This window comes from Pseudomonas sp. P4_C8 (assembly GCF_056401975.1).
The window spans coordinates 129,160-151,323 of sequence record NZ_JBFUIH010000003.1; the positions used below are offsets into that span (position 1 = coordinate 129,160).

Annotated in this window: 22 protein-coding genes; 16 read left to right on the forward strand and 6 right to left on the reverse strand. The window is 58.0% G+C overall.

Annotated elements, in window-relative coordinates; all coding sequences use genetic code 11:
• Positions 1–61 precede the first annotated feature (61 nt).
• From AC1DWM_RS02790 to betC, 3 genes are all read right to left on the reverse strand, one after another.
• On the reverse strand, positions 62–1,630 hold the full coding sequence (locus AC1DWM_RS02790; protein WP_223519758.1) for a SulP family inorganic anion transporter: 1,569 nt from the start codon (positions 1,628–1,630) through the stop codon (positions 62–64).
• A gap of 167 nt (positions 1,631–1,797) precedes the next feature.
• The gene (gene choX, locus AC1DWM_RS02795; RefSeq protein WP_223519756.1) at positions 1,798–2,718 is read right to left on the reverse strand and encodes a choline ABC transporter substrate-binding protein; all 921 of its coding nucleotides are present in this window, start codon (positions 2,716–2,718) and stop codon (positions 1,798–1,800) included.
• Positions 2,719–2,734: 16 nt separating this feature from the next.
• A complete protein-coding gene (gene betC, locus AC1DWM_RS02800) occupies positions 2,735–4,249 on the reverse strand; it encodes a choline-sulfatase (RefSeq protein WP_477794579.1) in 1,515 nt (504 codons plus the stop codon).
• A 114-nt stretch (positions 4,250–4,363) separates the two neighbouring features.
• On the opposite strand from betC, the gene AC1DWM_RS02805 reads away from it, so the two are divergent.
• Complete coding sequence (locus AC1DWM_RS02805) at positions 4,364–5,314, forward strand: choline sulfate utilization transcriptional regulator (protein ID WP_477794580.1); 951 nt, start codon at positions 4,364–4,366, stop codon at positions 5,312–5,314.
• On the opposite strand, the gene AC1DWM_RS02810 is transcribed toward AC1DWM_RS02805, so the two are convergent.
• Positions 5,307–5,972 carry an NAD(P)-dependent oxidoreductase gene (locus AC1DWM_RS02810; protein WP_477794581.1) on the reverse strand — a complete coding sequence of 222 codons (666 nt, stop codon included), beginning with the start codon at positions 5,970–5,972 and terminating at the stop codon, positions 5,307–5,309. The two genes, AC1DWM_RS02805 and AC1DWM_RS02810, sit on opposite strands and share 8 nt — an antisense overlap.
• 83 nt (positions 5,973–6,055) lie before the next feature.
• On the opposite strand from AC1DWM_RS02810, the gene AC1DWM_RS02815 reads away from it, so the two are divergent.
• On the forward strand, positions 6,056–6,382 hold the full coding sequence (locus tag AC1DWM_RS02815; RefSeq protein WP_223519749.1) for a DOPA 4,5-dioxygenase family protein: 327 nt from the start codon (positions 6,056–6,058) through the stop codon (positions 6,380–6,382).
• Here the strand turns inward: AC1DWM_RS02815 and AC1DWM_RS02820 are convergent, their stop codons facing one another.
• Complete coding sequence (locus AC1DWM_RS02820) at positions 6,383–6,784, reverse strand: GFA family protein (protein ID WP_223519748.1); 402 nt, start codon at positions 6,782–6,784, stop codon at positions 6,383–6,385. It abuts the gene before it with no gap.
• A 419-nt stretch (positions 6,785–7,203) separates the two neighbouring features.
• Here AC1DWM_RS02820 and AC1DWM_RS02825 point away from each other — a divergent pair, with 419 nt between their 5' ends.
• Positions 7,204–8,511, forward strand: coding sequence for a CitMHS family transporter (locus AC1DWM_RS02825; RefSeq protein WP_477794582.1), 1,308 nt, complete (start codon positions 7,204–7,206; stop codon positions 8,509–8,511).
• Positions 8,512–8,595: 84 nt separating this feature from the next.
• Positions 8,596–9,363: a TerC family protein gene (locus tag AC1DWM_RS02830; RefSeq protein WP_223519744.1), complete on the forward strand. Its 768-nt coding sequence runs from the start codon at positions 8,596–8,598 to the stop codon at positions 9,361–9,363.
• Positions 9,364–9,497: 134 nt separating this feature from the next.
• Here the strand turns inward: AC1DWM_RS02830 and AC1DWM_RS02835 are convergent, their stop codons facing one another.
• The gene (locus AC1DWM_RS02835; protein ID WP_223518856.1) at positions 9,498–9,785 is read right to left on the reverse strand and encodes a DUF6124 family protein; all 288 of its coding nucleotides are present in this window, start codon (positions 9,783–9,785) and stop codon (positions 9,498–9,500) included.
• A 481-nt stretch (positions 9,786–10,266) separates the two neighbouring features.
• Here AC1DWM_RS02835 and AC1DWM_RS02840 point away from each other — a divergent pair, with 481 nt between their 5' ends.
• The 12 genes from AC1DWM_RS02840 to AC1DWM_RS02895 all read left to right on the forward strand — a co-directional run bounded on the left by AC1DWM_RS02840 (position 10,267) and on the right by AC1DWM_RS02895 (position 22,117).
• Positions 10,267–10,764 (forward strand): PAAR domain-containing protein, encoded by a 498-nt coding sequence (locus AC1DWM_RS02840; RefSeq protein WP_223518858.1) that lies wholly within the window; start codon positions 10,267–10,269, stop codon positions 10,762–10,764.
• Between the two features lie 18 nt (positions 10,765–10,782).
• Positions 10,783–11,940, forward strand: a complete 1,158-nt coding sequence (locus AC1DWM_RS02845) for a DUF2515 family protein (protein WP_477794583.1) — start codon at positions 10,783–10,785, stop codon at positions 11,938–11,940.
• Positions 11,937–12,569, forward strand: coding sequence for a hypothetical protein (locus AC1DWM_RS02850; protein WP_223518861.1), 633 nt, complete (start codon positions 11,937–11,939; stop codon positions 12,567–12,569). The genes AC1DWM_RS02845 and AC1DWM_RS02850 overlap by 4 nt, the downstream gene beginning before the upstream one ends.
• A complete protein-coding gene (locus AC1DWM_RS02855) occupies positions 12,562–13,212 on the forward strand; it encodes a hypothetical protein (protein WP_477794584.1) in 651 nt (216 codons plus the stop codon). Before AC1DWM_RS02850 ends, AC1DWM_RS02855 begins: the two co-directional genes overlap by 8 nt.
• 50 nt (positions 13,213–13,262) lie before the next feature.
• Positions 13,263–13,850 (forward strand): hypothetical protein, encoded by a 588-nt coding sequence (locus AC1DWM_RS02860; protein WP_477794595.1) that lies wholly within the window; start codon positions 13,263–13,265, stop codon positions 13,848–13,850.
• A 229-nt stretch (positions 13,851–14,079) separates the two neighbouring features.
• A complete protein-coding gene (locus AC1DWM_RS02865; protein ID WP_477794585.1) occupies positions 14,080–15,738 on the forward strand; it encodes a Na/Pi cotransporter family protein in 1,659 nt (552 codons plus the stop codon).
• A gap of 175 nt (positions 15,739–15,913) precedes the next feature.
• Positions 15,914–17,302, forward strand: a complete 1,389-nt coding sequence (locus AC1DWM_RS02870) for a M16 family metallopeptidase (RefSeq protein WP_477794586.1) — start codon at positions 15,914–15,916, stop codon at positions 17,300–17,302.
• 220 nt (positions 17,303–17,522) lie between these two features.
• Positions 17,523–18,551: a DUF5924 family protein gene (locus AC1DWM_RS02875; RefSeq protein WP_477794587.1), complete on the forward strand. Its 1,029-nt coding sequence runs from the start codon at positions 17,523–17,525 to the stop codon at positions 18,549–18,551.
• 54 nt (positions 18,552–18,605) lie between these two features.
• On the forward strand, positions 18,606–19,754 hold the full coding sequence (locus AC1DWM_RS02880; RefSeq protein WP_477794588.1) for an ABC transporter permease: 1,149 nt from the start codon (positions 18,606–18,608) through the stop codon (positions 19,752–19,754).
• On the forward strand, positions 19,751–20,554 hold the full coding sequence (locus tag AC1DWM_RS02885; RefSeq protein WP_223518873.1) for an ABC transporter ATP-binding protein: 804 nt from the start codon (positions 19,751–19,753) through the stop codon (positions 20,552–20,554). The genes AC1DWM_RS02880 and AC1DWM_RS02885 overlap by 4 nt, the downstream gene beginning before the upstream one ends.
• 1 nt (position 20,555) lies before the next feature.
• On the forward strand, positions 20,556–21,494 hold the full coding sequence (locus tag AC1DWM_RS02890) for an MlaD family protein (RefSeq protein ID WP_452628816.1): 939 nt from the start codon (positions 20,556–20,558) through the stop codon (positions 21,492–21,494).
• Positions 21,491–22,117, forward strand: a complete 627-nt coding sequence (locus tag AC1DWM_RS02895) for an ABC-type transport auxiliary lipoprotein family protein (protein WP_477794589.1) — start codon at positions 21,491–21,493, stop codon at positions 22,115–22,117. Before AC1DWM_RS02890 ends, AC1DWM_RS02895 begins: the two co-directional genes overlap by 4 nt.
• The last annotated feature ends 47 nt before the right edge of the window (positions 22,118–22,164 follow it).

Consider the following 22,164-nt stretch of genomic DNA (forward strand, 5'->3'; position numbering starts at 1 on the left):
TGTGCCTGATACGCCGCGGCGCCTCAATCGCGGGCAAGCCATGCTCCTACAGGGCGTGTGTTCAGTCCTCAAAGCGGATCGGGCATTTCTCCGCCCCTTCAAGCTTCCTCAACTCCTCCACCACCTGCGGCCGCGCGCGCCGCAACGTCAGGCTGCGATCCTGCTTCAACAGCCGCCGCGCTTCCTGGTGCAGCATTTCCACCCCTGAATAGTCGATGAAGTTGATCTGCTGCGCCTCGATCACCACGCGCGCGCCATGCAGGCGTTGCAGGCGCACTTGCAGGTAGTGGCTGGCGCCGAAAAAGATCGACCCGCCTACCCGCAGAATGTCTTCATCCCCTTCGCGAGAGTGTTGAACTCGTGGTTGCGAAGTGCGTTTGAGGTAGAAGAACAAGGATGCCAGCACCCCGGCGTAGATCGCCGTCTGCAACTCCAACAGCAGCGTGGCGACACAGGTCAGCGCCATGACCAGGAACTCGGCGCGGCTGACCCGCAACAAGGCGCGAATACCGCGATGGTCCACCAGTCCCCACGCGATTAACAGAATGCTGCCGGCCATGGCCGGGATGGGGATGTGGGCGATTAACTTTGCGCCGAAGATGGCAAACAGCGACACCCACACGGCTGAAAAAACGCCGGCCATCGGTGAACAGGCGCCCGCTTCGTAGCTCAGGCCCGAACGAGTGAAGGAACCGGCCGACAGCGAGCCGGAAAAGAACGCCCCGACCATGTTCGATAAACCCTGGGCGCGGACTTCCTGGTTGGCGTCGATCAACTGCTGCGAGCGCGCCGACAGGGAGCGGGCAATTGACAGGCTGGTCACCAGCCCCAACATTCCCACGGCCACCGCGCTCGGCAGCAAACGCAGGATCAGGTCCAGGTCCAGCGGCAACGGACTGAAGGGCGGCAAGCGTCCGACAAACGCGCTGACCAACTTCACATGGCCGAACATCGATGGCCAGAACCACACCAGCAACCCGCCCAGAATCAGCGTAATCAGCAGTGTCGGCCAGCGAGGCAGCAACAACTTCAGGACCGCGCCGACAACGACCGTCGCCAGGCCCAGCGCCAGTGACGGTTTATCGAAAGCGCCGAGATGCTTGAACAGCACCAAGAAGCTGTCCAGCGCCGTGGCCTGGCTGGGCAAATCCAGCCCCAGCAGGTTCGGCAATTGACCGATGACGATCACCACCGCCGCGCCCAAGGTGAAACCCAGCACCACTGAATGCGAGACGAAATTCACCAGGGCGCCGAAGCGCAGCAAACCGAGCAACCACTGGAAAATACCGGCGAGCAACGTCAGAAGCAGGATCAGGGTCACGTAGTCCTCTGACGCGGGAACGGCCAGAGGACTGACGCTGGCATACAAGACGATAGAAATCGCCGCCGTAGGCCCGCAGATCAAGTGCCACGACGAACCCCAGAGACAAGCAATCAACACGGGGATGATCGCGGCGTACAAACCATATTCCGGAGGGAGCCCCGCGATCAGCGCGTAGGCAATGGATTGCGGCAACGCAAGAATTGCCCCACTGAGGCCGACGATCAGGTCACGCCCGACGCTGGCGCGGGTTTGCCGGGGCAACCAACTGAGGAAGGGGAAGAGTGAATGGCGGCTGGGGAAGGCCATGGGTCCTCTCGGGTGGGGTTTTGCGCAAGAGTATCAGGACAACCGCCTGTTCGATCGTTCCCACGCTCTGCGTGGGAATGCCGCCATGGACGCTCTGCGTCCGCTACAGATGTGACGCGGAGCGTCACGGGATGCATTCCCACGCAGAGCGTGGGAACGATCATGCCTTACAACCTGGCTTTCACCGCCGGCAACGCGTCTTTGCCATCTGCGGTTTTCACGCCATCCAGCCACTTATCCAGCACCGCCGGATTGGCCTTGATCCACGCCTTGGCCGCGTCCGCATTGCTGACTTTCTTATTCACCACCTCGGCCATGATGCTGTTCTCCATGTCCTGGGTGAAACTCAGGTTGGTCAACAGCTTGCCAACGTTCGGACAGGCTTCGGCGTACCCCTTGCGGGTCAAGGTATGCACGCTGCCGGTATCACCGAAATATTTCTCGCCGCCTTTCAAATAATGCATTTTCAGCTGCACGTTCATCGGGTGCGGGGTCCAGCCGAGAAAGGTCACGAATTTCTGTTTTTTCACTGCGCGAGACACTTCGGCCAGCATGGCCTGCTCGCTGGACTCGACGAGTTTCCACTGGCCCATGTCGAAATCATTCTTCTTGATGATTTCCTGCAGCGAGATGTTCGCTGGCGCGCCGGAGCCAATGCCGTAGATCTTCTTGTCGAATTTGTCGGCGTACTTGTTCAGGTCGGCAAAGTCATGCACACCCGCGTCCCAGACGTAGTCCGGAACCGCGAGCGTGAACTCGGTGCCATCAAGGTTCTTCGCCAGTTGCGTGACATCGCCCGTGGCCACGAACTTATCGTAGAAGCCCTGCTGCGCCGGCATCCAGTTACCCAGGAACACATCGACCTGGCCATCCTTCAGGCCGCCAAAGGTGATCGGCACCGCGAGGGTGTCGACCTTGGCCCTGTAGCCCATGCCATCCAGCAGAAACCCGGTGATGGCGTTGGTCGCGGCGATGTCGCTCCAGCCAGGATCGGCCATTTTCACCGTCTCGCAGCTTTGATCGGCATAGGCCGATGCGCTGCCCAGAGCCAGAAGCCCGACCGTCAGTACTGTGGATAACCTTTTCATGGACTTCCCCTTAACATTATTGGTTTTGGCAGGGTTGTGGATAACGTGCTTTGCGCTCCAGATCATCGAGGTCGATGTGGTTGCGCATGTACTGCTGACTGGCGTCCACCAGCGGCTGGTGATCCCAGCTCTTCAGCTTGCCGATGGTCAGTGCGTGCGCAACAAAGCGCCGACGACGCTGGCTGGCGAGCACCTGCTGGTGAATCGCCGGGATGTTCCATTTGGCGCGTGCCTCGGCTAGAAATTCTTCGAAAAGCTGAAGATGTTGCGGCGATTGGCTGAGTTCTTCCCGTTCGCGCGGGTCGTTGTGTACGTCGAAGAGCAGGCACGGGTCGTCTTCGCTGTAGATGAATTTGTAAGCACCGCGACGGATCATCATCAATGGGCTGATGGTGCCTTCAGCCATGTATTCGCCGAACACTTCGTCGTGACCGCCCTGCCCTTGCAGGTGCGAAACCAGCGAGCGACCGTCCAGCGGCAAGCCCGGCTCCAGCGAGCCGCCGGCCAGTTCCACAAAGGTGGGCAGCAAATCGGCGGTGGAGACGGCGGCACTGACTCGCCCTGCCCCGAACTGGCCCGGCGCACTGATCAACAGCGGGACTCGGGCGGCCATTTCGTACCAGTGCATTTTGTACCAGAGGCCGCGTTCGCCGAGCATGTCGCCGTGGTCGCCGGAGAACACAATGATGGTGTCGTCGATCAGCCCGGTTTCTTCGAGAGTTTGCAGGAGTTTGCCGACGTTACTGTCGATATAGCTGCACGCACCGAAATAGGCGCGGCGCGCGTCACGAATCTTATCCACAGGCAGCGGCTTGTCCCACAGGTCGTAAACCTTGAGCAAACGCTGGGAATGCGGATCGAGTTCGGATTGTGCCGGGGTTTTGGGGAGCGGGATGTCGGCATCGTCGTACATATCCCAAAACGCCTTGGGAATCGTGTACGGATCGTGTGGGTGCGTCATCGAAACGGTCAGGCAAAACGGCTGGTCGCCGTCTTCGCGAATGTGATCAAACAAATATTGCTGGGCCTTGAACACCACCTCTTCGTCGAAATCCAGCTGATTGGTGCGCACGCATGGTCCGGCTTGCAGCACCGATGACATGTTGTGATACCAGGTTGGACGTACATCTGGCTCGTCCCAATTCACCGCCCAACCGTAATCCGCCGGGTAGATGTCGCTGGTCAGGCGTTCTTCGTAGCCATGGAGCTGGTCCGGGCCACAAAAGTGCATCTTGCCCGACAGCGCGGTGCGGTAACCGAGGCGACGCAAGTAGTGGGCATAAGTCGGTACATCGGCGGGGAAATCAGCCGCGTTGTCATAGGCGCCGATCTTGCTCGGCAACTGACCGCTGACCAGGGTAAATCGCGACGGTGCGCACAAGGGGCTGTTGCAATACGCGGCGTCGAACACCACGCCTTCGGCGGCGAGGCGGCTGAGATTCGGTAGTTTGATTGGCGAAGGACCGTAGAACGGCAACATTGGCGCGGCCATTTGATCGGCCATGATGAAAAGAATGTTCTTGCGCTTCATGTGATCGCGGCATTCCATAGTGAATATTTATGCGAAAGTGCTGCGATCGAGCATGTTACCCAAGCTCTTTGCGGTAAAGCCCATGCCGGGCAATGACTAGGATTAGCCCAGCTTATGTATGACGCCCTTGGTGATTTGTCCTTGGACCTGCTTCGTGCTTTTGAAGCGGCGGCCCGTCATCGCAGCTTCACCGCTGCAGCGGTGGAGCTTGGCACCACGCAGCCGGCAGTCAGTCAGCAGATCAAACGGTTAGAAGAGCAACTCGGGGCGCGGCTGTTTGACCGCATCTACCGGGGCATTGAATTGACAGAAGCCGGGACTATTCTTTTCGAGCAGGTTCAGCTCGGTTTACAGAATATCGACGCAGGATTGAGCGCGATCAGTGCACAGCAACAACATGAAGTGTTGCAGGTGGCCACCGACTTTGCCTTCGCGGCGTATTGGCTGATGCCCCGTTTGCACCGCTTTCATGCGGCTAATCCTCAGGTCGATGTCAGCCTGGTTACCAGCGAGCGCAGTCACAACATGTTGCGCACCGATATCGATGTGGCGGTGTTGTTCGGCGAGGGACGCTTCAAACAGGGTGAAAGCCATTGGCTGTTCAGCGAAGAGGTATTCCCGGTGTGCAGCCCGTTGTTGCTCAAGGATCGTCCCCTGCCCTTGCCGGCTCAGTCGCTGCTGGAGTTTCCATTGCTACACCTGCGTGGCGAACACAGCAGCAACTGGTTTGACTGGAGCGGCGTGTTTCGCGAATTGGGGATAACGTCGGCACCGGCGCCGGGGCAACTGCGCTTCGACAATTACACGCTGCTGATTCAAGCGGCGATTGGCGGCCAAGGTGTCGCGATTGGCTGGCGGCACCTTGTGGATAACTTGCTGGCGCAGGGCTTGTTGTGTCGACCTATCGCTGAGTCAGCGATGTCCAGGCTGGGTTATTACGTGGTCTTGCCCCMGCGCAAACGACGTGGGGTGTTGATTCAACAGTTTGTGGACTGGTTGATGGCCGAGCAAGCCAGCAGCGCGCAATCGCTGAATGGCCTGGCGCTGCCTTCTATCGCTATTTAGGGTCGGTGGCGACGAAGTTAACGTGTTCGCCGATGTGCAGGTTCAGCCGCAGCTCATCGGCGATGCCCACCGCTACCCGGTTCAGACGTTCCAGCGGTTCGGCCAGCCCCGGCTCCAGGTGGCTGGAAACATGGCTGAAATGTTCGATGCTCAACCCGGGTACCCCGCGTGGCGCATTCACCAGGGTCCACTTCAAGGCACTGTCTTGTAGCGACTCGCGGATTTCTTCGGCGGCGTGGAGTTGAAGCTGATCCTCTGTCTCTGAATCATCCAGCACTTCAAAATCGCCCACCAGAAACAGTCGGTGCACCCCGGCGGCTTGCATGCCGTCGATCAGTGCATCCACGGCCAGCACCTGCTCGACCGGGCCCACCACGATGGTTTTTTCCACGTGTTCGCTGTTGAAAGGCAACCCGGGTGCGTCTAACAGGCAGATGACAGCCGAGCAGCCCGCCACACTTTGTTTAACGCGTTGTGCCTCGAACAGGTCGCCGGTTTTAGTTCGAAGGCCCGGGCGCGGCGCCAGCGCTGTCAGGTCATCCAGAATGGCGATCACTTCATGTTGGCGGTGCAGCATTTGCACAATCAGCGCACTGCCCAGGCTACTCATGGCACCATAAAGCACTACTTTGACCACCGGGGTTTCCGCGTTTTTCATGGCTGAGACTCCTCCTCCCTTGAGTATATGACGTGTGAGCTGCGGGGATCGTCGAGGGTTCGAACAGTATTTGAGGGTTTCAGATGCAACGGATCAAGGGCTATCACGCCCACGTTTATTTCGATGCCAGCACGATCGACCAGGCACGGGCCTTGTGCGAGCAGGCGACGCAGTTGTTCCCGCTGAAGATGGGCCGTGTACACGAGCGTCCGGTCGGCCCGCACCCGGATTGGAGCTGCCAGCTGGCGTTCGGAGCCGAACTCATTGGTGAAGTGCTGCCGTGGCTGGCGCTCAACCGTAAGGGGTTGGTGGTGTTCCTGCACCCGGACACGGGCGATGACTTGCTCGACCACACCGAGCACGCGATCTGGATGGGCGCGATCCGGCCACTGGATCTGTCTATTTTCTGATCAGATCGTTTCTTCAGCTTCGCCGGGTAAATGCTCGTCCAGGTGCAGCCAGGGCAAACGGCTGTCGGTCCAGATATGCCGCTCGGCTGGCGCCAGTTCAGGGTGGTCGAGGGTGGCGATGGTCACGTCGATGCTCTCAGGGCTGAGATGGGTCATAAACGCCAGTTGCGCCCCACAGTTCGAGCAGAAATAGCGCACGCCAGTTGAAGAAGATTCGTACTGCGCAGGTGTGCCTTTCACCCATTGAAAGGCTGACGCGGGCACCGTGATCCAAGTGGTCACAATGCCGCCGCTGACCCGCCGGCAGATCGAGCAATGACAGTGTGCAATGTCTTGCAACGGCCCGCTGAATTGATAGCGCAGATGTCCGCAGTGGCAGCCGCCAGTATGAATGTCGACCATGATGTTTCCTCCTGAGGTGTATTTACCGACGCCTTCGCGAGCAGGCTCGCTCCCACAGTGGGTTCTAAGTGGCCACAGACCTATTGTGGGAGCGAGCCTGCTCGCGATGGCCGCAACTCGGTCCATCTCCATAACTCGTCCGACGACCGGTTGCACATCCGCGCAATGCTTTCACCACCGAAAGCTGGCTGAAAGCTTCCCCGATTAGGATCGCCCCACTGCCGGCAACAGACCGGTTGGCCAGTGCCAGTGTTTTATCGCTCGCACAGCCCATTTAACAACAACAATGGTGATCCTGATGTCCTCTGCTACCCGCCGCTTCGCTGTCACTCCGCCCGTACGCCTCGTGCTTCCCGTTCTGCGCTGACCTTACCCGGTTCGCCCATTTCCCTTAGCCGCGCTACGCCTGGAGTACTCCCATGCTGACTTTCCTTGGCTTCGCCATGGTCATCACGTTCATGTTCCTGATCATGACCAAGCGCCTGTCCGCGCTGATCGCCTTGATCATCATCCCGATCCTCTTTGCCCTGTTCGGCGGTTTTGCGCCGAAAATCGGCCCAATGATGCTCGAAGGCATCACCAAGCTCGCGCCGACCGGCGTGATGCTGATGTTCGCCATCCTCTACTTCGCCCTGATGATCGACTCCGGCCTGTTCGACCCGGCCGTGCGCAAGATCCTCAAACTGGTCAAGGGCGACCCGTTGAAAGTTTCGGTCGGCACCGCCGTACTGGCGCTCGTCGTTTCCCTTGATGGGGACGGCGCGACCACTTATATGATCTGCGTGGCCGCCATGCTGCCGCTCTACAGCCGCATCGGCATGAGCCCGCGGATCATGGCCGGCCTGATCATCCTCGCCGGTGGCGTGATGAACATGACCCCATGGGGTGGCCCGACCGCTCGCGCGGCCAGTGCACTGCATGTGGACCCGTCCGATATTTTCGTACCGATGATTCCAGCAATGCTTGCCGGTGTGTTGGCGATCCTGGCGATTGCCTACTTCTACGGTAAACGCGAGCGTGCTCGTCTGGGTGAATTGCACCTGATTGGCGATGAAGTCGACCACAGTGAAATCAGCGTTTCGCAGTTCCCTGACGCGCGTCGTCCGAAGCTGATCTGGTTCAACGGCTTCCTGACCCTGGCCTTGATGTGCACGCTGGTCGCCGGCCTGTTGCCGCTGCCGGTGCTGTTCATGGTCGCGTTCAGTATCGCGATGATCGTCAACTATCCTTGCCTGCAACAACAGAAGGACCGCGTTGCGGCCCACGCCGGCAGCGTTCTGTCGGTGGTCGGCCTGATCTTCGCCGCCGGTATTTTCACCGGTATCCTGACCGGCACCGGCATGGTCGACGCGATGTCCAAAAGCCTGTTGGCGGTCATCCCGGATTTCCTCGGCCCGTACCTGGCGGTGATCACGGCACTGGTGAGCATGCCGTTTACGTTTTTCATGTCGAACGACGCATTTTATTACGGCGTGTTACCAGTTCTTGCCGAAGCCGCCAGTCATTACGGTATAACCGCCGTTGAAATGGCACGTGCCTCGATCGTCGGTCAGCCCGTCCACTTGTTAAGCCCGCTGGTACCATCGACCTACTTGTTGGTGGCCCTGGCCGGTATTGAATTTGGTGACCATCAGCGCTTTACCCTGAAGTGGGCAGTGCTGGTGTGCATGTGCATACTGGTTGCAGCGTTGCTGATGGGGATTTTTCCGCTGTTCAGCACTCTATAACCAACGACTCACCATGACGGGTCCGGTCTTCGCTGTTCGAAGTCCGGGCCTTTTGTGGTTTAACACATCCTCAAAGGAATACACATGGAATGGCTGACCAACCCTGAAATCTGGGTTGCCTTCTTTACCCTGACCGCCCTGGAAATCGTTCTGGGCATCGATAACATCATCATGATTTCGATCCTGGTCAGCCGCATGCCCAAGCACATGCAGGCGCGCACCCGGATTTTCGGTCTGGCGCTGGCCATGATCACGCGGATCCTGTTGCTGCTCTCTATCACTTGGGTCATGCGCCTCACGGCGGACTTGTTCGTGGTGTTTGACCAGGGAATTTCCGGGCGAGACCTGATCCTGTTCTTCGGTGGCCTGTTCCTGCTGTGGAAGAGCTCGCAAGAGATGTACCACGCGCTGGAAGGTGAAGACGAAACCAGCGACGAGCCTTCGGGCAAGGGCGGCAACTTCCTCTACACCATCGTCCAGATCGCGATCATCGACATCGTGTTCTCGCTGGACTCGGTCATCACCGCGGTCGGCATGGTCTCCCACGTTCCAGTCATGGTCGCCGCGATCGTCGTGGCCGTACTGGTGATGATGTGGGCGTCCGGCACCATCAGCGAGTTCATCGACAAGCACCCGTCGCTGAAGATGCTGGCGCTGTCGTTCCTGTTGATCGTCGGTACCGTGCTGATTGCCGAATCCCTGGACGTGCACGTGCCAAAAGGCTACGTCTACTTCGCCATGGCGTTCTCGCTGGCGGTTGAAGCAATCAACATCAGGATGCGCACCGCCATCGCGAAAAAGAAAAAACAGCAAGATCCGGTGAAACTGCGCAAGGACATTCCGGGGCAATAAACCCGGGAACTGCGCAAAACCTGTGGGAGCGAGCCTGCTCGCGATAGCGGTCTTTCAGTCAACAGTAATGTTGAATGTGAAGGCCCCATCGCGAGCAGGCTCGCTCCCACATTTTTTTGCGCAAGGTTTAGGGATTAGTGGTTAGCCGGCGGATCGAGGTTATCCAGCACTCGATTCACCGCCAACTCCCCGAGCATGATGACCTGCTGAATTCCCAGCAGGGTGTTGCGTTGCGGGCCCTCCAGAAACCCGGCGAAATCACTCGCCATGACGCTGGCTGATGCCAACGATTCGCAGGCATGCGCGAGCAGGGTTTCGTTATCGACCTTGGGGTCTATGAGGAAGATTGTGCTGGGTTTGCGTGGGGGGAAGTCGTGAGGGACCGGATCGGTGTCCGGTGGGTTGGGCGTTACCTTGAACATAGATAGAACTCCAGTACTGGTTACGTGGAGCCATCACACTCGCTACCAAACGAGGGGTGGTGGCCATACACAGGTTGGTAGACCGGAGTACTGGAACCGGCGCCCCCGAAGGGACCCTGCGCATGGCCACCATAAAGCTGCGACCTGAAAAAGCGTCCGCAGAAAGTGGCTATGCGCCAGAACTCCGGGCTACCAAACCCGATCACTGTTTTCAGCGACAGGGAAACGATAGGGGCCGGGTTCAAGGCGCACAAGCCGGCGGATTCTGGAGTAGCCGTAGGCAACGACGCAAGGTGTTGTAGCCTCCGAGAAGTAACTCGGAGTGTTTTTAAACACGACTCCAAGCTCTCGAACATTTAAGCGTTTTCCTACAGCCAATCTGTGTGGTGCTTGGTACGGTCGAAACGCCAAAGGTTGACGCACAGGCCCCCGGTGGTTAGCGTCCCCCGCTCGCATCAAATGACAATGACAAGGAATGCATATGTCTGGAAAACCGGCTGCACGCGTCACGGACCCGACCACCTGCCCGCTTCCGGGCCATGGCACCAACCCCATCGCCAGCGGCTCCCCCGACGTGTTTTTCAATGGCCTCGCCGCAGCGAGAGTCAGCGACCAATGCACCTGCGGCCAAGCGCTCAGCGGCGGCTTTTCATCAACGGTGTTCATCAACGACTTGAACGCCATGACCCTCGATGGCACCACGAGCCATGGCGGCGTAATAATCGGCGGTTCCGGAAACGTCATCATCGGCAGCACCCACACCCCCGCGCCCTTCATTCCACCCCTGCCAATCATTGGCCAGCCCATCGTGGAATTCAAAGCCGTCAGTGCCGGCAATGGCGAACCGATAGCCGAACAAAACTACGAAATCGAAACCGCCGAAGGCCGCATCGTCAAAGGCCAGACCAACGCCTTGGGCATGACCCAAAGCGTCGCCACGCTAAAACCCGACCTCGCCGTCGTTCGCTGGACCGTCTAAGCCTCAAGGAAGAATCAAATGACCGGACAATGCATCGCGCCAGACGACCTGGACATGAAAAAACTCTGGGACAGTACCTGCGAACTGCCCGCCTGCAAACGCGAAACCACCACGGGCGGCCCCAACCCGAAAACCCGCGTCGAAGTGCCGTTGTTGACCTGCAACTGCCTGTGGCGCCGGTTTCAGAAAGAAGCCGAAGAATGGGTTGCACCGGGTGGCGTGCTGATTGCCGATCCGCAAGTGCGTAACCGTAAGATCAATGCCGCGTATGCGCAGTTGTGGCTGGCGGATAACCGGTTTCAGTGGGCGGGTTTGGCGGCGTTTGCTTCGAAGCAGGTGGGGTGTGGGTTGATTCATGCCTCCACGCTAGATCAGAGAATCGAAGCGGAGAAAAAAGCTTACCGAACGTTAAAAGACAGTCAGTCAAAGGATTTGTATGAACGCGTAGTGGTGAACAAATTGCGTTCGGATCCTGAGCTTTGGAACCAGTGGGATCAGGCCAAGCAGCAGAACCCGGTTCCCCTTACGAGTGATCCACTATCAGGCGACGCGATTGCATTTCTTCAAGAAGAATTGCAATACGTTCATGAAATGCTAGCGCTTGGAAACACTGCCCTTTTCCTGGATGTGTATCCACTACACCGGTTTTTCATGGTGCGAGGATTCAAGGAAATGGAGAAGTGTCTGCCCGACCGCAGCAGGCTAAAAAATGAAGTACTTTGGCCCATTGCAGATAAAGTTGAATTTGGAACTAATCACTTCGAAATATCCCAAACATTCGCCTCGATCAATGAAGGCGATGTCAGCGGCAGTGTCAGGGCTATGGCACGGCACGAACAGTTGAATATCCTTCAACCTGCAATGTATGACATAGCTTATTTCGCGCTGCTAATGAGAGGAACTCAAGCTGGCGACGTTGCCTCCGTTGTCACCGGATTATTTTCGGGACTACCAGAAGAAATTCAACTAACCCTGGCAAGTCAGTGCAAAGCACCTGACGACCGGAAAGTTTCTTTTAGTAGCAATCCAATCGCTGATTTGGCAGACAAAGATCAACGTATGGAGTTCGTGTTGCGAGCGGCAACACAATTCGACAATTTACTCAAAAATCCAGCCACTCTCGCTCAAGTAAAAAATTCCATTACGGAAATTGCCAATGGGGGAGGAGTCAAATGAGGCGCAAATTAATTTTGAGTCTTGTGGCTGTAATGTGTTTGTTTTTGCTTGCTTATGTCATCCATGAGCAACCATCTGTGGATACAATTTCCGTTCATATCGGAAAGTCCTATAAAGATGTAGAGCATGACTCGACATTTCCAGTCAGGGCTAAAACGGCAATCTATCCAAGTGAACCACCCGAAGTTGATTCCACTTGGATCAGCAGTCCAGTGATTGTCAAATTTGATGATCCCAAATACGGTTTCACTTTGCCCCCAACGAAATTCGGTGCTGTCGGTTACAACAATGAAAAGGTATCAACTATTACCACTTCTCCGATGTTGGAGACATTGCGATTTGATCAGTTGATTCCCTTGCTTAATCATTTACAAGAGATGTTTAAGAGTTCCGGTTGGGTGCCACGGGATAGCGAGGATCATGCGTGGCTTATGGTAAGTAACGAAGATGACAGAAATACTCTACAGAGCCTGTTATTCGATCAGGTTGTTGTCGTGATGCTGCTGGTTCCCCATAAGTACGGTCTTGCCCTCAACGTCAAATGCTACGCTCGCTGTGACGAGCGTGATCCGAAGACGGCGAAGTATCTGATCGATGTCAGCGTGGGGTCGGATTACTACAGTGACTGAATCAAAGCAGCGCTGGTTGATTTTGATTGTTTTCATTCTTCTGGTGTCGGGAAGCTTGAGGTATGCCCGTTTGAGCACCAAAACCTTATCCGTCCATATCGGAAAGCCCTACGAACAGGTCATCAAAGACTCAACTTTCCCAGTCGAAGACAAAACGGCCATCTATCCAGGTGACCCTAATAACGCGAAAGATCCTCCAAGACCTGGTTCCACGTGGATCAGCAGCCCGACTGTCATTGAGTTTGATGAACCCGTTTATGGATTCAAACTTCCTCCGACGGTGTTTGGTGCCGTTACTTATGGAGGACAGAAAGTCTCGACTGTAACCACATCGCCCATGTCTGAAACGATGCCATTCACGGAGGCTGTGGATCGATTGGTGGATGTACAAAACACCCTCAAGTCCGGAGGGTGGATGCTTGAGCCTTTGGAAAATAACGACTGGTTTAGTGTCGACTCTGCTGCAGAGCGTGAGCGACTGCAGGTCAAGCTATTCGATCAGCCAGTGGGCATTGATTTGTATGTGCCGGGAAAATACAGTCTGCTGCTTTTGATCAAGTGCTATACACGCTGTTCGCGTGATTCGACGACGGCTAAATATCTGATCGATATCAGTGTGGGCCGGGATCGAAGCGGCACATGAGGAAGCCCTACAAGCGGAAAGTTATATGTTGGCGCAGAGCAGTGTTTTTCATGCTCTTTATTTGCCTGACTTCTTTTCACTACCCAATGGATTTTTTGGTTATTCACATCGGTAAGCCATACGAAAGCGTCGTGAGGGATTCGACGTTTCCTGTGTTACGTAAAACTGCCATTTATCCAAGTGAGCCACCTCACCCGAGCTCAACCTGGATTAGCACCCCAGTCATTTTCACCTTTGATGACAAACAACATGGATTCACGTTGCCAGCTACAAAGTTTGGTGCGATTGGGTGGTCCGATTTCAAAGCGATTACCCTGACTACTTCGCCGATGCTTGAAACCTTGCCGTTCGACCAGTTGATTGTTGTGCTTGATCAGCTGCAGAACCAGCTAAAAAATGCGGGTTGGATACTGTGGAGTGCAGATAGAAATCCTTGGGTCAAAACCGCCACCGAGGCAGATAAACGAGCTCTCCAAGCCGAGTTGTTTGATCACGTAATGGTGACCGTGCTGTTGGTACCACACCGATACAGTCTTGCGCTCAACGTCAAATGCTACGCTCGCTGTGACGAGCGAGATCCGAAGACGGCGAAGTATCTGATCGATGTCAGCGTGGGGGCGGATTACTTCAGCGAATGAAAAGTCGCTCCAAGGCTTGCCGCAGTTGCTGGCAATACCGCCATCGCGAGCAGGCTCGCTCCCACAAGGGTGGCGCTGTTTTCATGACAGTCCTGTTTCATTCGCCTCTTCAGCTGTGCAATGCTGGCGTCCAGACCGTTAGCCAACTACAGCTTAAGTACAGAACGTAGAAAAAAGCGCAGTACCGTCAACTTGCCCCTTTGGGGCGCGACCACCACAGGGGGCCTTTATGCTCACCCTGCTCAATTTGTTATCGGCCGTGGCCTTGTTGATCTGGGGCACGCACATCGTCCGAACCGGCATCCTGCGGGTTTACGGCACGAACCTGCGCCATGTGATTGGTCGGAATATGTCCAGGCGTTGGCTGGCGTTTGTCGCCGGGATCGTGGTGACGGCGATGGTCCAGAGCAGTAACGCCACCGCCATGCTCGTTACTTCGTTTGTCGGTCAGGGCCTTATGGCGTTGACCCCGGCCCTGGCGACCATGCTCGGCGCCGACGTCGGTACGGCGCTGATGGCGCGGGTGCTGACGTTCGATTTGTCGTGGCTCTCGCCTTTGCTGATCTTTGTCGGGGTGATTTTCTTCCTGTCGCGCAAACAGACCCGGGTCGGGCAGATGGGCCGGGTCTGTATTGGCCTGGGCCTGATCATTCTGGCGCTGCAACTGATCGTCGAAGCCGCCGGACCGATCACCCATGCGCAAGGGGTGAAGGTGATTTTCGCCTCACTGACCGGCGACATCCTGCTCGATGCGTTGATAGGTGCGCTGTTCGCGATGGTCTCTTACTCCAGTCTCGCGGCCGTCCTGCTGACCGCGACCCTGGCCGGCGCCAATGTAATCAGTCTGCCAGTGGCCATCGGCCTGGTGATTGGCGCGAACATTGGCAGTGGCATCCTCGCGTTCCTCAGCACCAGCATGCAAAACGCCGCTGGCCGTCAAGTCGCGCTCGGTAGCCTGTTGTACAAGCTGATCGGTTTGTTGCTGATCATTCCGGTGCTCGATCCGTTAGTGCACTGGATGGATAGCCTGGACTTCAGCCCTCAGGAAATGGTGATTGGCTTCCACCTGCTCTACAACACCGCGCGTTGCTTGATCCTGCTGCCAAGCGTCGGGGGGATGGCCAGGTTGTGCGCCTGGCTGTTGCCGGAGCGGCCGGAAGCCAACGGAATGGCCAAAGCCCGGCACCTCGACCCGACAGCGCTGGCCACGCCGAGCCTGGCGTTGGCCAATGCGGCCCGGGAAACCCTGCGCATGGGTGATCTGATCGACAACATGCTTGAAGCGATGCTCGATGTGCTGCACGGCAAGCAAACCGCCGTGACCCAGGAAATGCGTCGCCTGACCGATGATGTCGAAGCACTCTACAGCGCGATCAAGCTCTATCTGGCGCAAATGCCCCGCGAAGACCTAAGCGATCAGGACAGCCGGCGCTGGGCAGAAATCATTGAGTTGGCGATCAACCTCAAACTCGCCAGCGACCTGATCGAACGCATGTTGCGTAAGGTTCAGCAGCAGAAAACCTCACAGCGTCGGTCTTTTTCTGACGTTGGCCTGGAGGAGTTGGCGGGGCTGCACAGTCAGTTAATCTCCAATCTGCGCCTGGGATTGTCCGTGTTCCTGAGTTCCGACAAGGAAAGTGCCCGCCAGTTGTTGCGTGAAAAACGTCGCTTTCGCGCACAGGAACGGCGTCTGGCCCATGCCCATGTCAGCCGGTTGCAACGTAAGATTGTGCAAAGCCTCGAAACCAGTTCGTTGCACCTGGAGTTGATTGCCGACATGAAACGTCTGAACTCGCTGTTTTGCAGCAGCGCGTATGTGGTGCTGGAAACGTCGGACACCGGGGCACTGGCCGTCGACGATTTGGCTGACATCACGCATTCGCCTTGAACGTCTGGCTGTGTGGTCAGTCAGTTACTTGAGTTCCGGTTCAAAAGCTTTCGCGAGCAGGCTCGCTCCCACAGTTGACTGACGGCGTTCACAAAACCAATGTGGGAGCTGGCTTGCCCGCGATGGCTGCCCGGAAAGCAACACGGATCGCCAATCTGCCGTATGGAAGCTCGTTATGCGTTGTCTGCTGTTCGCCTGTTTGTTGCTTGGCTCATTTCCTTCGTTTGCCCTGGATCGCTTTCAGGTCGAGGGTTATACCCTGCCCAACGGCCTGCAATTGCTGCTCAAACCGGGCACTGAGCGCGGGCATGTGGCGATTCGTCTGGTGGTCGGCGTTGGTCTGGATGACTTCAGTTGCGAGGACAAAGAGCTGCCCCATCTGCTCGAACACCTGTTGTTCAGCGGCATCGACGCCACCGGCGAAGGTGGACTGGAAGAACGCATGCAGGCGCTGGGAGGTGAATGGAACGCTTTCACCAGCAACGCCGACACAACCTTCGTCATCGAAGCGCCGGCGAAAAACCAGCGCAAGGTCCTCGACCTGTTGCTGGCACTGCTGACCCAGACCCAAATCGACGACAACGCCATCAACGCCGCCAAGCAAGTGGTCGAGCGCGAAGACGGCGGTCATTACACACACCTGCAACGCTGGCTGGATCGCCAGGACCTCGGCCACACGGCGAGCAATCAACTGGCGGTGGAGCTGGGCCTCAAATGCCCGGAGCGCGCCGAAGTTGATCACCTGACCCGCGAACAATTGGAGAAGGTGCGCAAGGTCTGGTACGCGCCCAACAACATGACGCTGATCGTGGTCGGTGACCTCGACCGGTTGCTGCCGGCCTATCTGGAGCGGTCCTTTGGTGCGCTTGAGGCGGTCGCCCCGAGCGATCACCAGCCCCTGCCGGAAATCCAGACCAGTGCTGCCCATGAGCGCACGCTCAGTAGCGGTTTCGTCGGCGGGGGGGCCAAGTTGCATTGGTTGGTGCCAGAGCCTGTGCTGGCGGATCAGCAGGACGAAACGTTCGATCTGCTCAAGGACTATCTGGACTGGGCGCTTTATCGCCAGATGCGCCTGGTCCACAGTTTGTCTTACGGCCCCTCGGCCGAGCGCGAGCTGTTTGGCGGTGTGGGCTTCATGAGCCTGAACGCTGACCTTGAGCGCGATGATGTGCCGCAAGCTGAGCAGGTCCTTGAGGAATTGAAAGCCCAGTTGCTCAAGGACGGTCTCGACGCCGACACCTTCAACCGCCTGAAACAGGCCGCCATTGCCCGTCAGGCCTGGGCGGTGCAAGGCAATAGCGCGTTAGCCGATTATTACTGGAGTGCCCTTGGGGACTATGAGGACGGACGTTTCGCCAGCCCGGCCAGGGAACTGCAAGGCGTGACACTGGAGGAAGCCAACAAGGCATTACGCGAGTTGCTGCTGCAACCGGGGTATTTGCGGATCGAAAAGCCGCTGATGGGTGATGACCAGTTGATATGGGCGATTGCCGGGGTGTTGGGGCTGATTGCGTTGGTACTGCTGAGCTGGCGCTTGCACCGAAGGACGCCGCCAACCGTGTAGCAGCTGCCGAAGGCTGCGTTCGGCTGCGCAGCAGTCGTTAAACCATTCACCTCGGTGTGCCAAGGACCTGTGGAATGAGAGATTTGCGACTGCTTCGCAGCCGAACGCAGCCTTCGGCAGCTGCTACAAAGGCTCCGGGGGCGGACCGTGGACCTCGCCACGCAGCCCCCCGGCGGGTACCCTGTCGAGGATTTTTCCTACGACCAATGTGAACCGCCGAATGCCGACCCTGACCCTATACGTCCAGCGCATCCTCGAATTGATGAAGCGCTACCCTGGGGTCATTGCACTCTGTGGTTTCATCTCCGGTGTCGGCAGCTTCATCCTGGTGGATCGCCAACAAGGTCTGGCGACCTGGATCACCATCATCATGGTGCTCAGTTGGGTCTGGCTGATGCTGGAAAACAGCCTCACCAAGCTGTTCACCAAAATCTTCAAACGCGAGATTCCCCAGCCTCTGCTGCGTTACGCCACGCAGATGATCCACCAGGAAAGCCTGTTCTTCGTCCTGCCATTCTTTTTCATCACCACGACCTGGAACAGCGGCCAATTGTTCTTCACCGGGCTGTTGGGTATTGCGGCGCTGATTTCCATCATCGACCCGCTCTACTACAAATGGCTGGCACCTCGGCGCTGGGCGTTCCTGGCGCTGCATACCCTGACGCTGTTTGCCGCGCTGCTGACCGCCCTGCCCGTCATCATGCACCTCACCACGTCCCAGAGTTTCAAACTGGCGCTGGGTACCGCCGTGCTGCTGTCATTCCCGAGCCTGGCGTCGATCTTCCCGATCCGTACCGTACGCAACGCCCTGGCGATCCTCAGTATCACGCTGGGCGTCGGCGCCCTCGGTTGGTTCATGCGTTCGTGGGTGCCGCCGGCGACCTTGTGGATGACCGACGTAGCGATCAGCACGCAAATGCAGGACCGCACGCCCGGTACCAGCCTGGAGGAAGTCAGTGCCGAGCAGATCCGTGGTGGCGGCCTGTACGCCTACACTGCAATCAACGCCCCGCGCGGTCTGGATGAGCGGATCTATCACGTGTGGCAGTTCAACGGCAAAGAGGTTGACCGCATCCCGCTGGATATCCACGGTGGGCGCAAGGACGGCTACCGCGCCTGGACGCACAAGCAGAATTTCCCGGGCAACCCGGCGGGCAAATGGCAGGTCCGGGTGTTGACCGAAGACGGCCAGGTCATCGGCGTGCTGCGCTTCAAGGTCACGGACAGCACACCGACCAAAGAAAAGTAACGCGGTTCGTGCTATTACGTAGCTCTGCGTAGTAACTGAACAAGCACGGAGCTTATGATCAGCAGCACAATGGCCGGCAATGCCCAACTGGATGCCTCTCACTCCCCTGCTCAGCTGCGGGTTTCGGGTGACTGGACGCTCGCCCATTACGCCGATCTCAAATACCTCTGCGAAAAACTTCGCGGCCAATACGACGACAACACCCACATTGATCTCAACAGTCTCGGCGCCCTCGACACCGCCGGTGCCTCGCTGTTGGTGGAGCTGCTCGGGGCCGAGCGCCTGGGCCGATCCGCCGAACACCCCGATTGCACCCTGAACGCCGCCGATCGTGCGCTGCTGCAGACCATCTACAGCTCAATGACCAATTTCTGTGTGCCGGTCAAGGAACCGGAAATCAGCGTCAGTATTCAATTGCTCACGCGAATTGGCCTCGCGGTGGATGCGGTCTGGCAGGACACCCTGCAACTGCTGGGCTTCGTCGGTCTGATTCTGGAAACCATCGTTCGCGGCCTGTTTAAACCCAAGCGTTGGCGCATCACGCCGATGGTGGCGCACATCGAACAAACCGGCCTTGATGCCGCCCCCATCGTCGCCCTGCTGACCTTTTTGGTGGGCGCTGTTGTGGCGTTTCTCGGGGCGACGGTATTGGCCAGTTTCGGCGCCACAATTTTCACCGTGGATCTGGTGGCCTTTTCCTTCTTGCGCGAATTTGCTGTGTTGCTGACGGCGATCCTGATGGCCGGGCGCACCGCCAGTGCCTTCACCGCGCAGATCGGCTCAATGAAGGCCAACGAGGAAATCGACGCCATTCGCACCTTGGGCCTCGACCCGATGGAATTGCTCGTGGTGCCGCGCGTCCTGGCCCTGCTGGTGGCGCTGCCGATGCTGACCTTTCTGGCGATGCTCTCGGGGATTGTTGGCGGCGGCGTGGTCTGTGCGGTGGCGCTGGATATTTCGCCGGCGATGTTCCTGTCATTGCTGCAGTCGGACATCGGGGTTCAGCATTTTCTGGTGGGGATCGTCAAAGCACCGCTTTTCGCCTTCCTGATCGCTGCGATTGGCTGTCTCGAAGGATTTAAAGTCAGCGGCAGCGCCGAGTCTGTCGGTGCGCACACCACGTCCAGCGTGGTCCAGTCGATTTTCGTGGTGATCGTGCTCGACGCCGTGGCCGCGCTGTTTTTCATGGAGATGGGCTGGTGAGTCGTTTACCCCGAGCGCCTTCTGAGGCGGTGATCGAAGTCCGTGGGCTGTGCAATCGCTTCGGCAGTCAGAGCGTGCACGAAAACCTCGACCTCGATTTGTACAAAGGTGAAATTCTCGCCGTGGTTGGCGGTTCCGGCAGCGGTAAATCGGTGCTGCTGCGCAGCATTATCGGCTTGCGTCAGCCCAGTGAAGGGGTGGTAAAGGTCTTCGGTAAAAACCTGCCGACCTTGTCCGAGCATGAACGCTCGATGGTTGAACGGCGTTTCGGCGTGCTGTTCCAGCAAGGCGCCCTGTTCACTTCGCTGACCGTGACCGAAAACGTTGCCCTGCCCTTGATCGAACACGCCGGCCTGAGCCGTGAAGACGCCGAGCATCTGGCCGCGGTCAAACTGGCGCTGGCCGGGTTGCCGCTGTCGGCAGCCGACAAGTACCCCGCTGCGCTGTCCGGCGGCATGATCAAGCGCGCGGCGCTGGCCCGTGCGCTGGCGCTGGACCCGGACATCCTGTTTCTCGACGAACCCACCGCCGGCCTCGACCCGATTGGTGCGGCGGCGTTCGATCAATTGATCCTGACCCTGCGCGATGCGCTGGGCCTGAGTGTTTTCCTGGTGACCCACGACCTCGACACGCTCTACACCATCACCGACCGGGTGGCGGTGCTGGCGCAGAAGAAAGTGCTGGTGGCGGACGCCATCGACAAGGTCTCGGAAACCGACGATGCGTGGATCCACGAATACTTCCATGGCCCTCGCGGCCGCGCGGCGCTGACGGCCGCTCAACAGCTTAACGAGGTCTGACATGGAAACCCGAGCCCATCATGTATTGATCGGCCTGTTCACCGTGATTGTGGTGGCGGGCGCCCTGCTCTTCGGCTTGTGGCTGGCCAAATCCAGCGTTGACACCGAGTTCAAGGATTACGAAGTGGTCTTCAACGAGGCGGTCAGCGGCCTCTCCAAAGGCAGCTCGGTGCAGTACAGCGGGATCAAGGTCGGCGACGTGGTGACGTTGCGTCTGGACCCGAAAGACCCGCGCCGGGTGCTGGCGCGTATTCGTCTGGGCGGTGACACCCCGGTCAAGGAAGACACCAAGGCCAAACTGGCACTGACCGGGGTCACCGGGACTTCGATCATCCAGCTCAGCGGCGGTACGCCACAGAGCCCGGCGCTCAAGGGTAAGGACGGTAATCTGCCGACTATCGTCGCCTCGCCCTCGCCTATCGCACTCTTGCTCAGTGACAGCAACGAGTTGATGGCCGGCGTGAACACGCTGATGCATAACGCCAACCTGTTGTTCTCCACGGAAAACGTCGAGCGCATCAGCAACACGCTGGAGCACCTGGAGCAAACCACCGGAACGATTGCCGATCAGCGTGGCGATATTCGTCAGGCGATGCAGCAACTGGCGTCGGTCGGCAAGCAAGCCAACAACATGCTAGAGCAGACCACAGCGCTGATGCGCAATGCCAACGGCTTGCTCAATGATCATGGCAAGCAGGCGTTGGGCAGCGCCGAGCAGGCGATGAAGTCGCTGGAACAGAGCACCACGACGATCAACAAATTGCTCGCCACCAATCAGGATTCGCTCAACAGCGGCATGCAGGGTCTCAATGGCCTGGCCCCGGCGATTCGCGAACTGCGCGAAACCCTGACCTCGTTGCGCGCCATTTCTCAACGTCTGGAGGAAAACCCCAGCGGTTACCTGCTGGGACGTGACAAGAACAAGGAATTCACGCCATGAAGCTGACTCGTATCGCCCTCCTCGCCGGTTTCATGCTGATCAGTTCGTGCTCGATCCTGCCCAAGTCCGAGCCGTTTGATGTCTATCGATTGCCATCGGCCCAGAGCAACGCGCCGGCCAGTCATGGCACGCCGCAACGCTGGTCGCTGCGCCTGACCAAACTCCAGGCCAGCGACGCGTTGAACAGCCCGAACATCGCGGTGATTCCCCAAGGCGATCTGATCAGCAGCTACAAAGGCACACGCTGGAGTGACCCGGCCCCGGTGCTGCTGCGCAATCGTCTGCTGGACGGCTTTCAGCGCGACGGTCGGGTGCCGTTGTTGAGCACCGATGACAGCATCTTCCAGACAGACCTGGAGCTGGGCGGCCAGTTGCAGGCGTTCCAGACCGAGTATCAGGGCACGGGCGCCAGCGTGGTTGTGAGTCTGGATGCCTTGCTGGTGCGCGGTTATGACCAGCGAATCCTCGCCAGCCGCCGCTTCGAAGTACGCCAGCCGTTGAGCGATGCGAAGGTGCCTGCGGTGGTTGCCGGGTTTGGCCAGGCGAGCGACCAATTGACGGCGCAGGTGGTGGCTTGGGCGGTGGAGCAAGGTCAAAAGCTCGCGCCGCCAGTTAGACCTTGAAGGTCCTGCGGACCTTATCGCGGGCAAGCCTTGCTCCTACAAGACCG

Excerpts from the sequence above, each read along its gene's own strand:
- AC1DWM_RS02870 (WP_477794586.1), top strand. The coding sequence starts at position 15,914 with ATGCGTTGTCTGCTGTTCGCCTGTTTGTTGCTTGGCTCATTTCCTTCG.
- betC (WP_477794579.1), bottom strand. The coding sequence starts at position 4,249 with ATGAAGCGCAAGAACATTCTTTTCATCATGGCCGATCAAATGGCCGCG.
- AC1DWM_RS02865 (WP_477794585.1), top strand. The coding sequence starts at position 14,080 with ATGCTCACCCTGCTCAATTTGTTATCGGCCGTGGCCTTGTTGATCTGG.
- AC1DWM_RS02850 (WP_223518861.1), top strand. The coding sequence starts at position 11,937 with ATGAGGCGCAAATTAATTTTGAGTCTTGTGGCTGTAATGTGTTTGTTT.
- AC1DWM_RS02880 (WP_477794588.1), top strand. The coding sequence starts at position 18,606 with ATGATCAGCAGCACAATGGCCGGCAATGCCCAACTGGATGCCTCTCAC.
- AC1DWM_RS02825 (WP_477794582.1), top strand. The coding sequence starts at position 7,204 with ATGCTGACTTTCCTTGGCTTCGCCATGGTCATCACGTTCATGTTCCTG.
- AC1DWM_RS02830 (WP_223519744.1), top strand. The coding sequence starts at position 8,596 with ATGGAATGGCTGACCAACCCTGAAATCTGGGTTGCCTTCTTTACCCTG.
- AC1DWM_RS02890 (WP_452628816.1), top strand. The coding sequence starts at position 20,556 with ATGGAAACCCGAGCCCATCATGTATTGATCGGCCTGTTCACCGTGATT.
- choX (WP_223519756.1), bottom strand. The coding sequence starts at position 2,718 with ATGAAAAGGTTATCCACAGTACTGACGGTCGGGCTTCTGGCTCTGGGC.
- AC1DWM_RS02835 (WP_223518856.1), bottom strand. The coding sequence starts at position 9,785 with ATGTTCAAGGTAACGCCCAACCCACCGGACACCGATCCGGTCCCTCAC.
- AC1DWM_RS02810 (WP_477794581.1), bottom strand. The coding sequence starts at position 5,972 with ATGAAAAACGCGGAAACCCCGGTGGTCAAAGTAGTGCTTTATGGTGCC.
- AC1DWM_RS02815 (WP_223519749.1), top strand. The coding sequence starts at position 6,056 with ATGCAACGGATCAAGGGCTATCACGCCCACGTTTATTTCGATGCCAGC.
- AC1DWM_RS02860 (WP_477794595.1), top strand. The coding sequence starts at position 13,263 with ATGCTCTTTATTTGCCTGACTTCTTTTCACTACCCAATGGATTTTTTG.
- AC1DWM_RS02875 (WP_477794587.1), top strand. The coding sequence starts at position 17,523 with ATGCCGACCCTGACCCTATACGTCCAGCGCATCCTCGAATTGATGAAG.
- AC1DWM_RS02845 (WP_477794583.1), top strand. The coding sequence starts at position 10,783 with ATGACCGGACAATGCATCGCGCCAGACGACCTGGACATGAAAAAACTC.
- AC1DWM_RS02895 (WP_477794589.1), top strand. The coding sequence starts at position 21,491 with ATGAAGCTGACTCGTATCGCCCTCCTCGCCGGTTTCATGCTGATCAGT.
- AC1DWM_RS02790 (WP_223519758.1), bottom strand. The coding sequence starts at position 1,630 with ATGGCCTTCCCCAGCCGCCATTCACTCTTCCCCTTCCTCAGTTGGTTG.
- AC1DWM_RS02840 (WP_223518858.1), top strand. The coding sequence starts at position 10,267 with ATGTCTGGAAAACCGGCTGCACGCGTCACGGACCCGACCACCTGCCCG.
- AC1DWM_RS02820 (WP_223519748.1), bottom strand. The coding sequence starts at position 6,784 with ATGGTCGACATTCATACTGGCGGCTGCCACTGCGGACATCTGCGCTAT.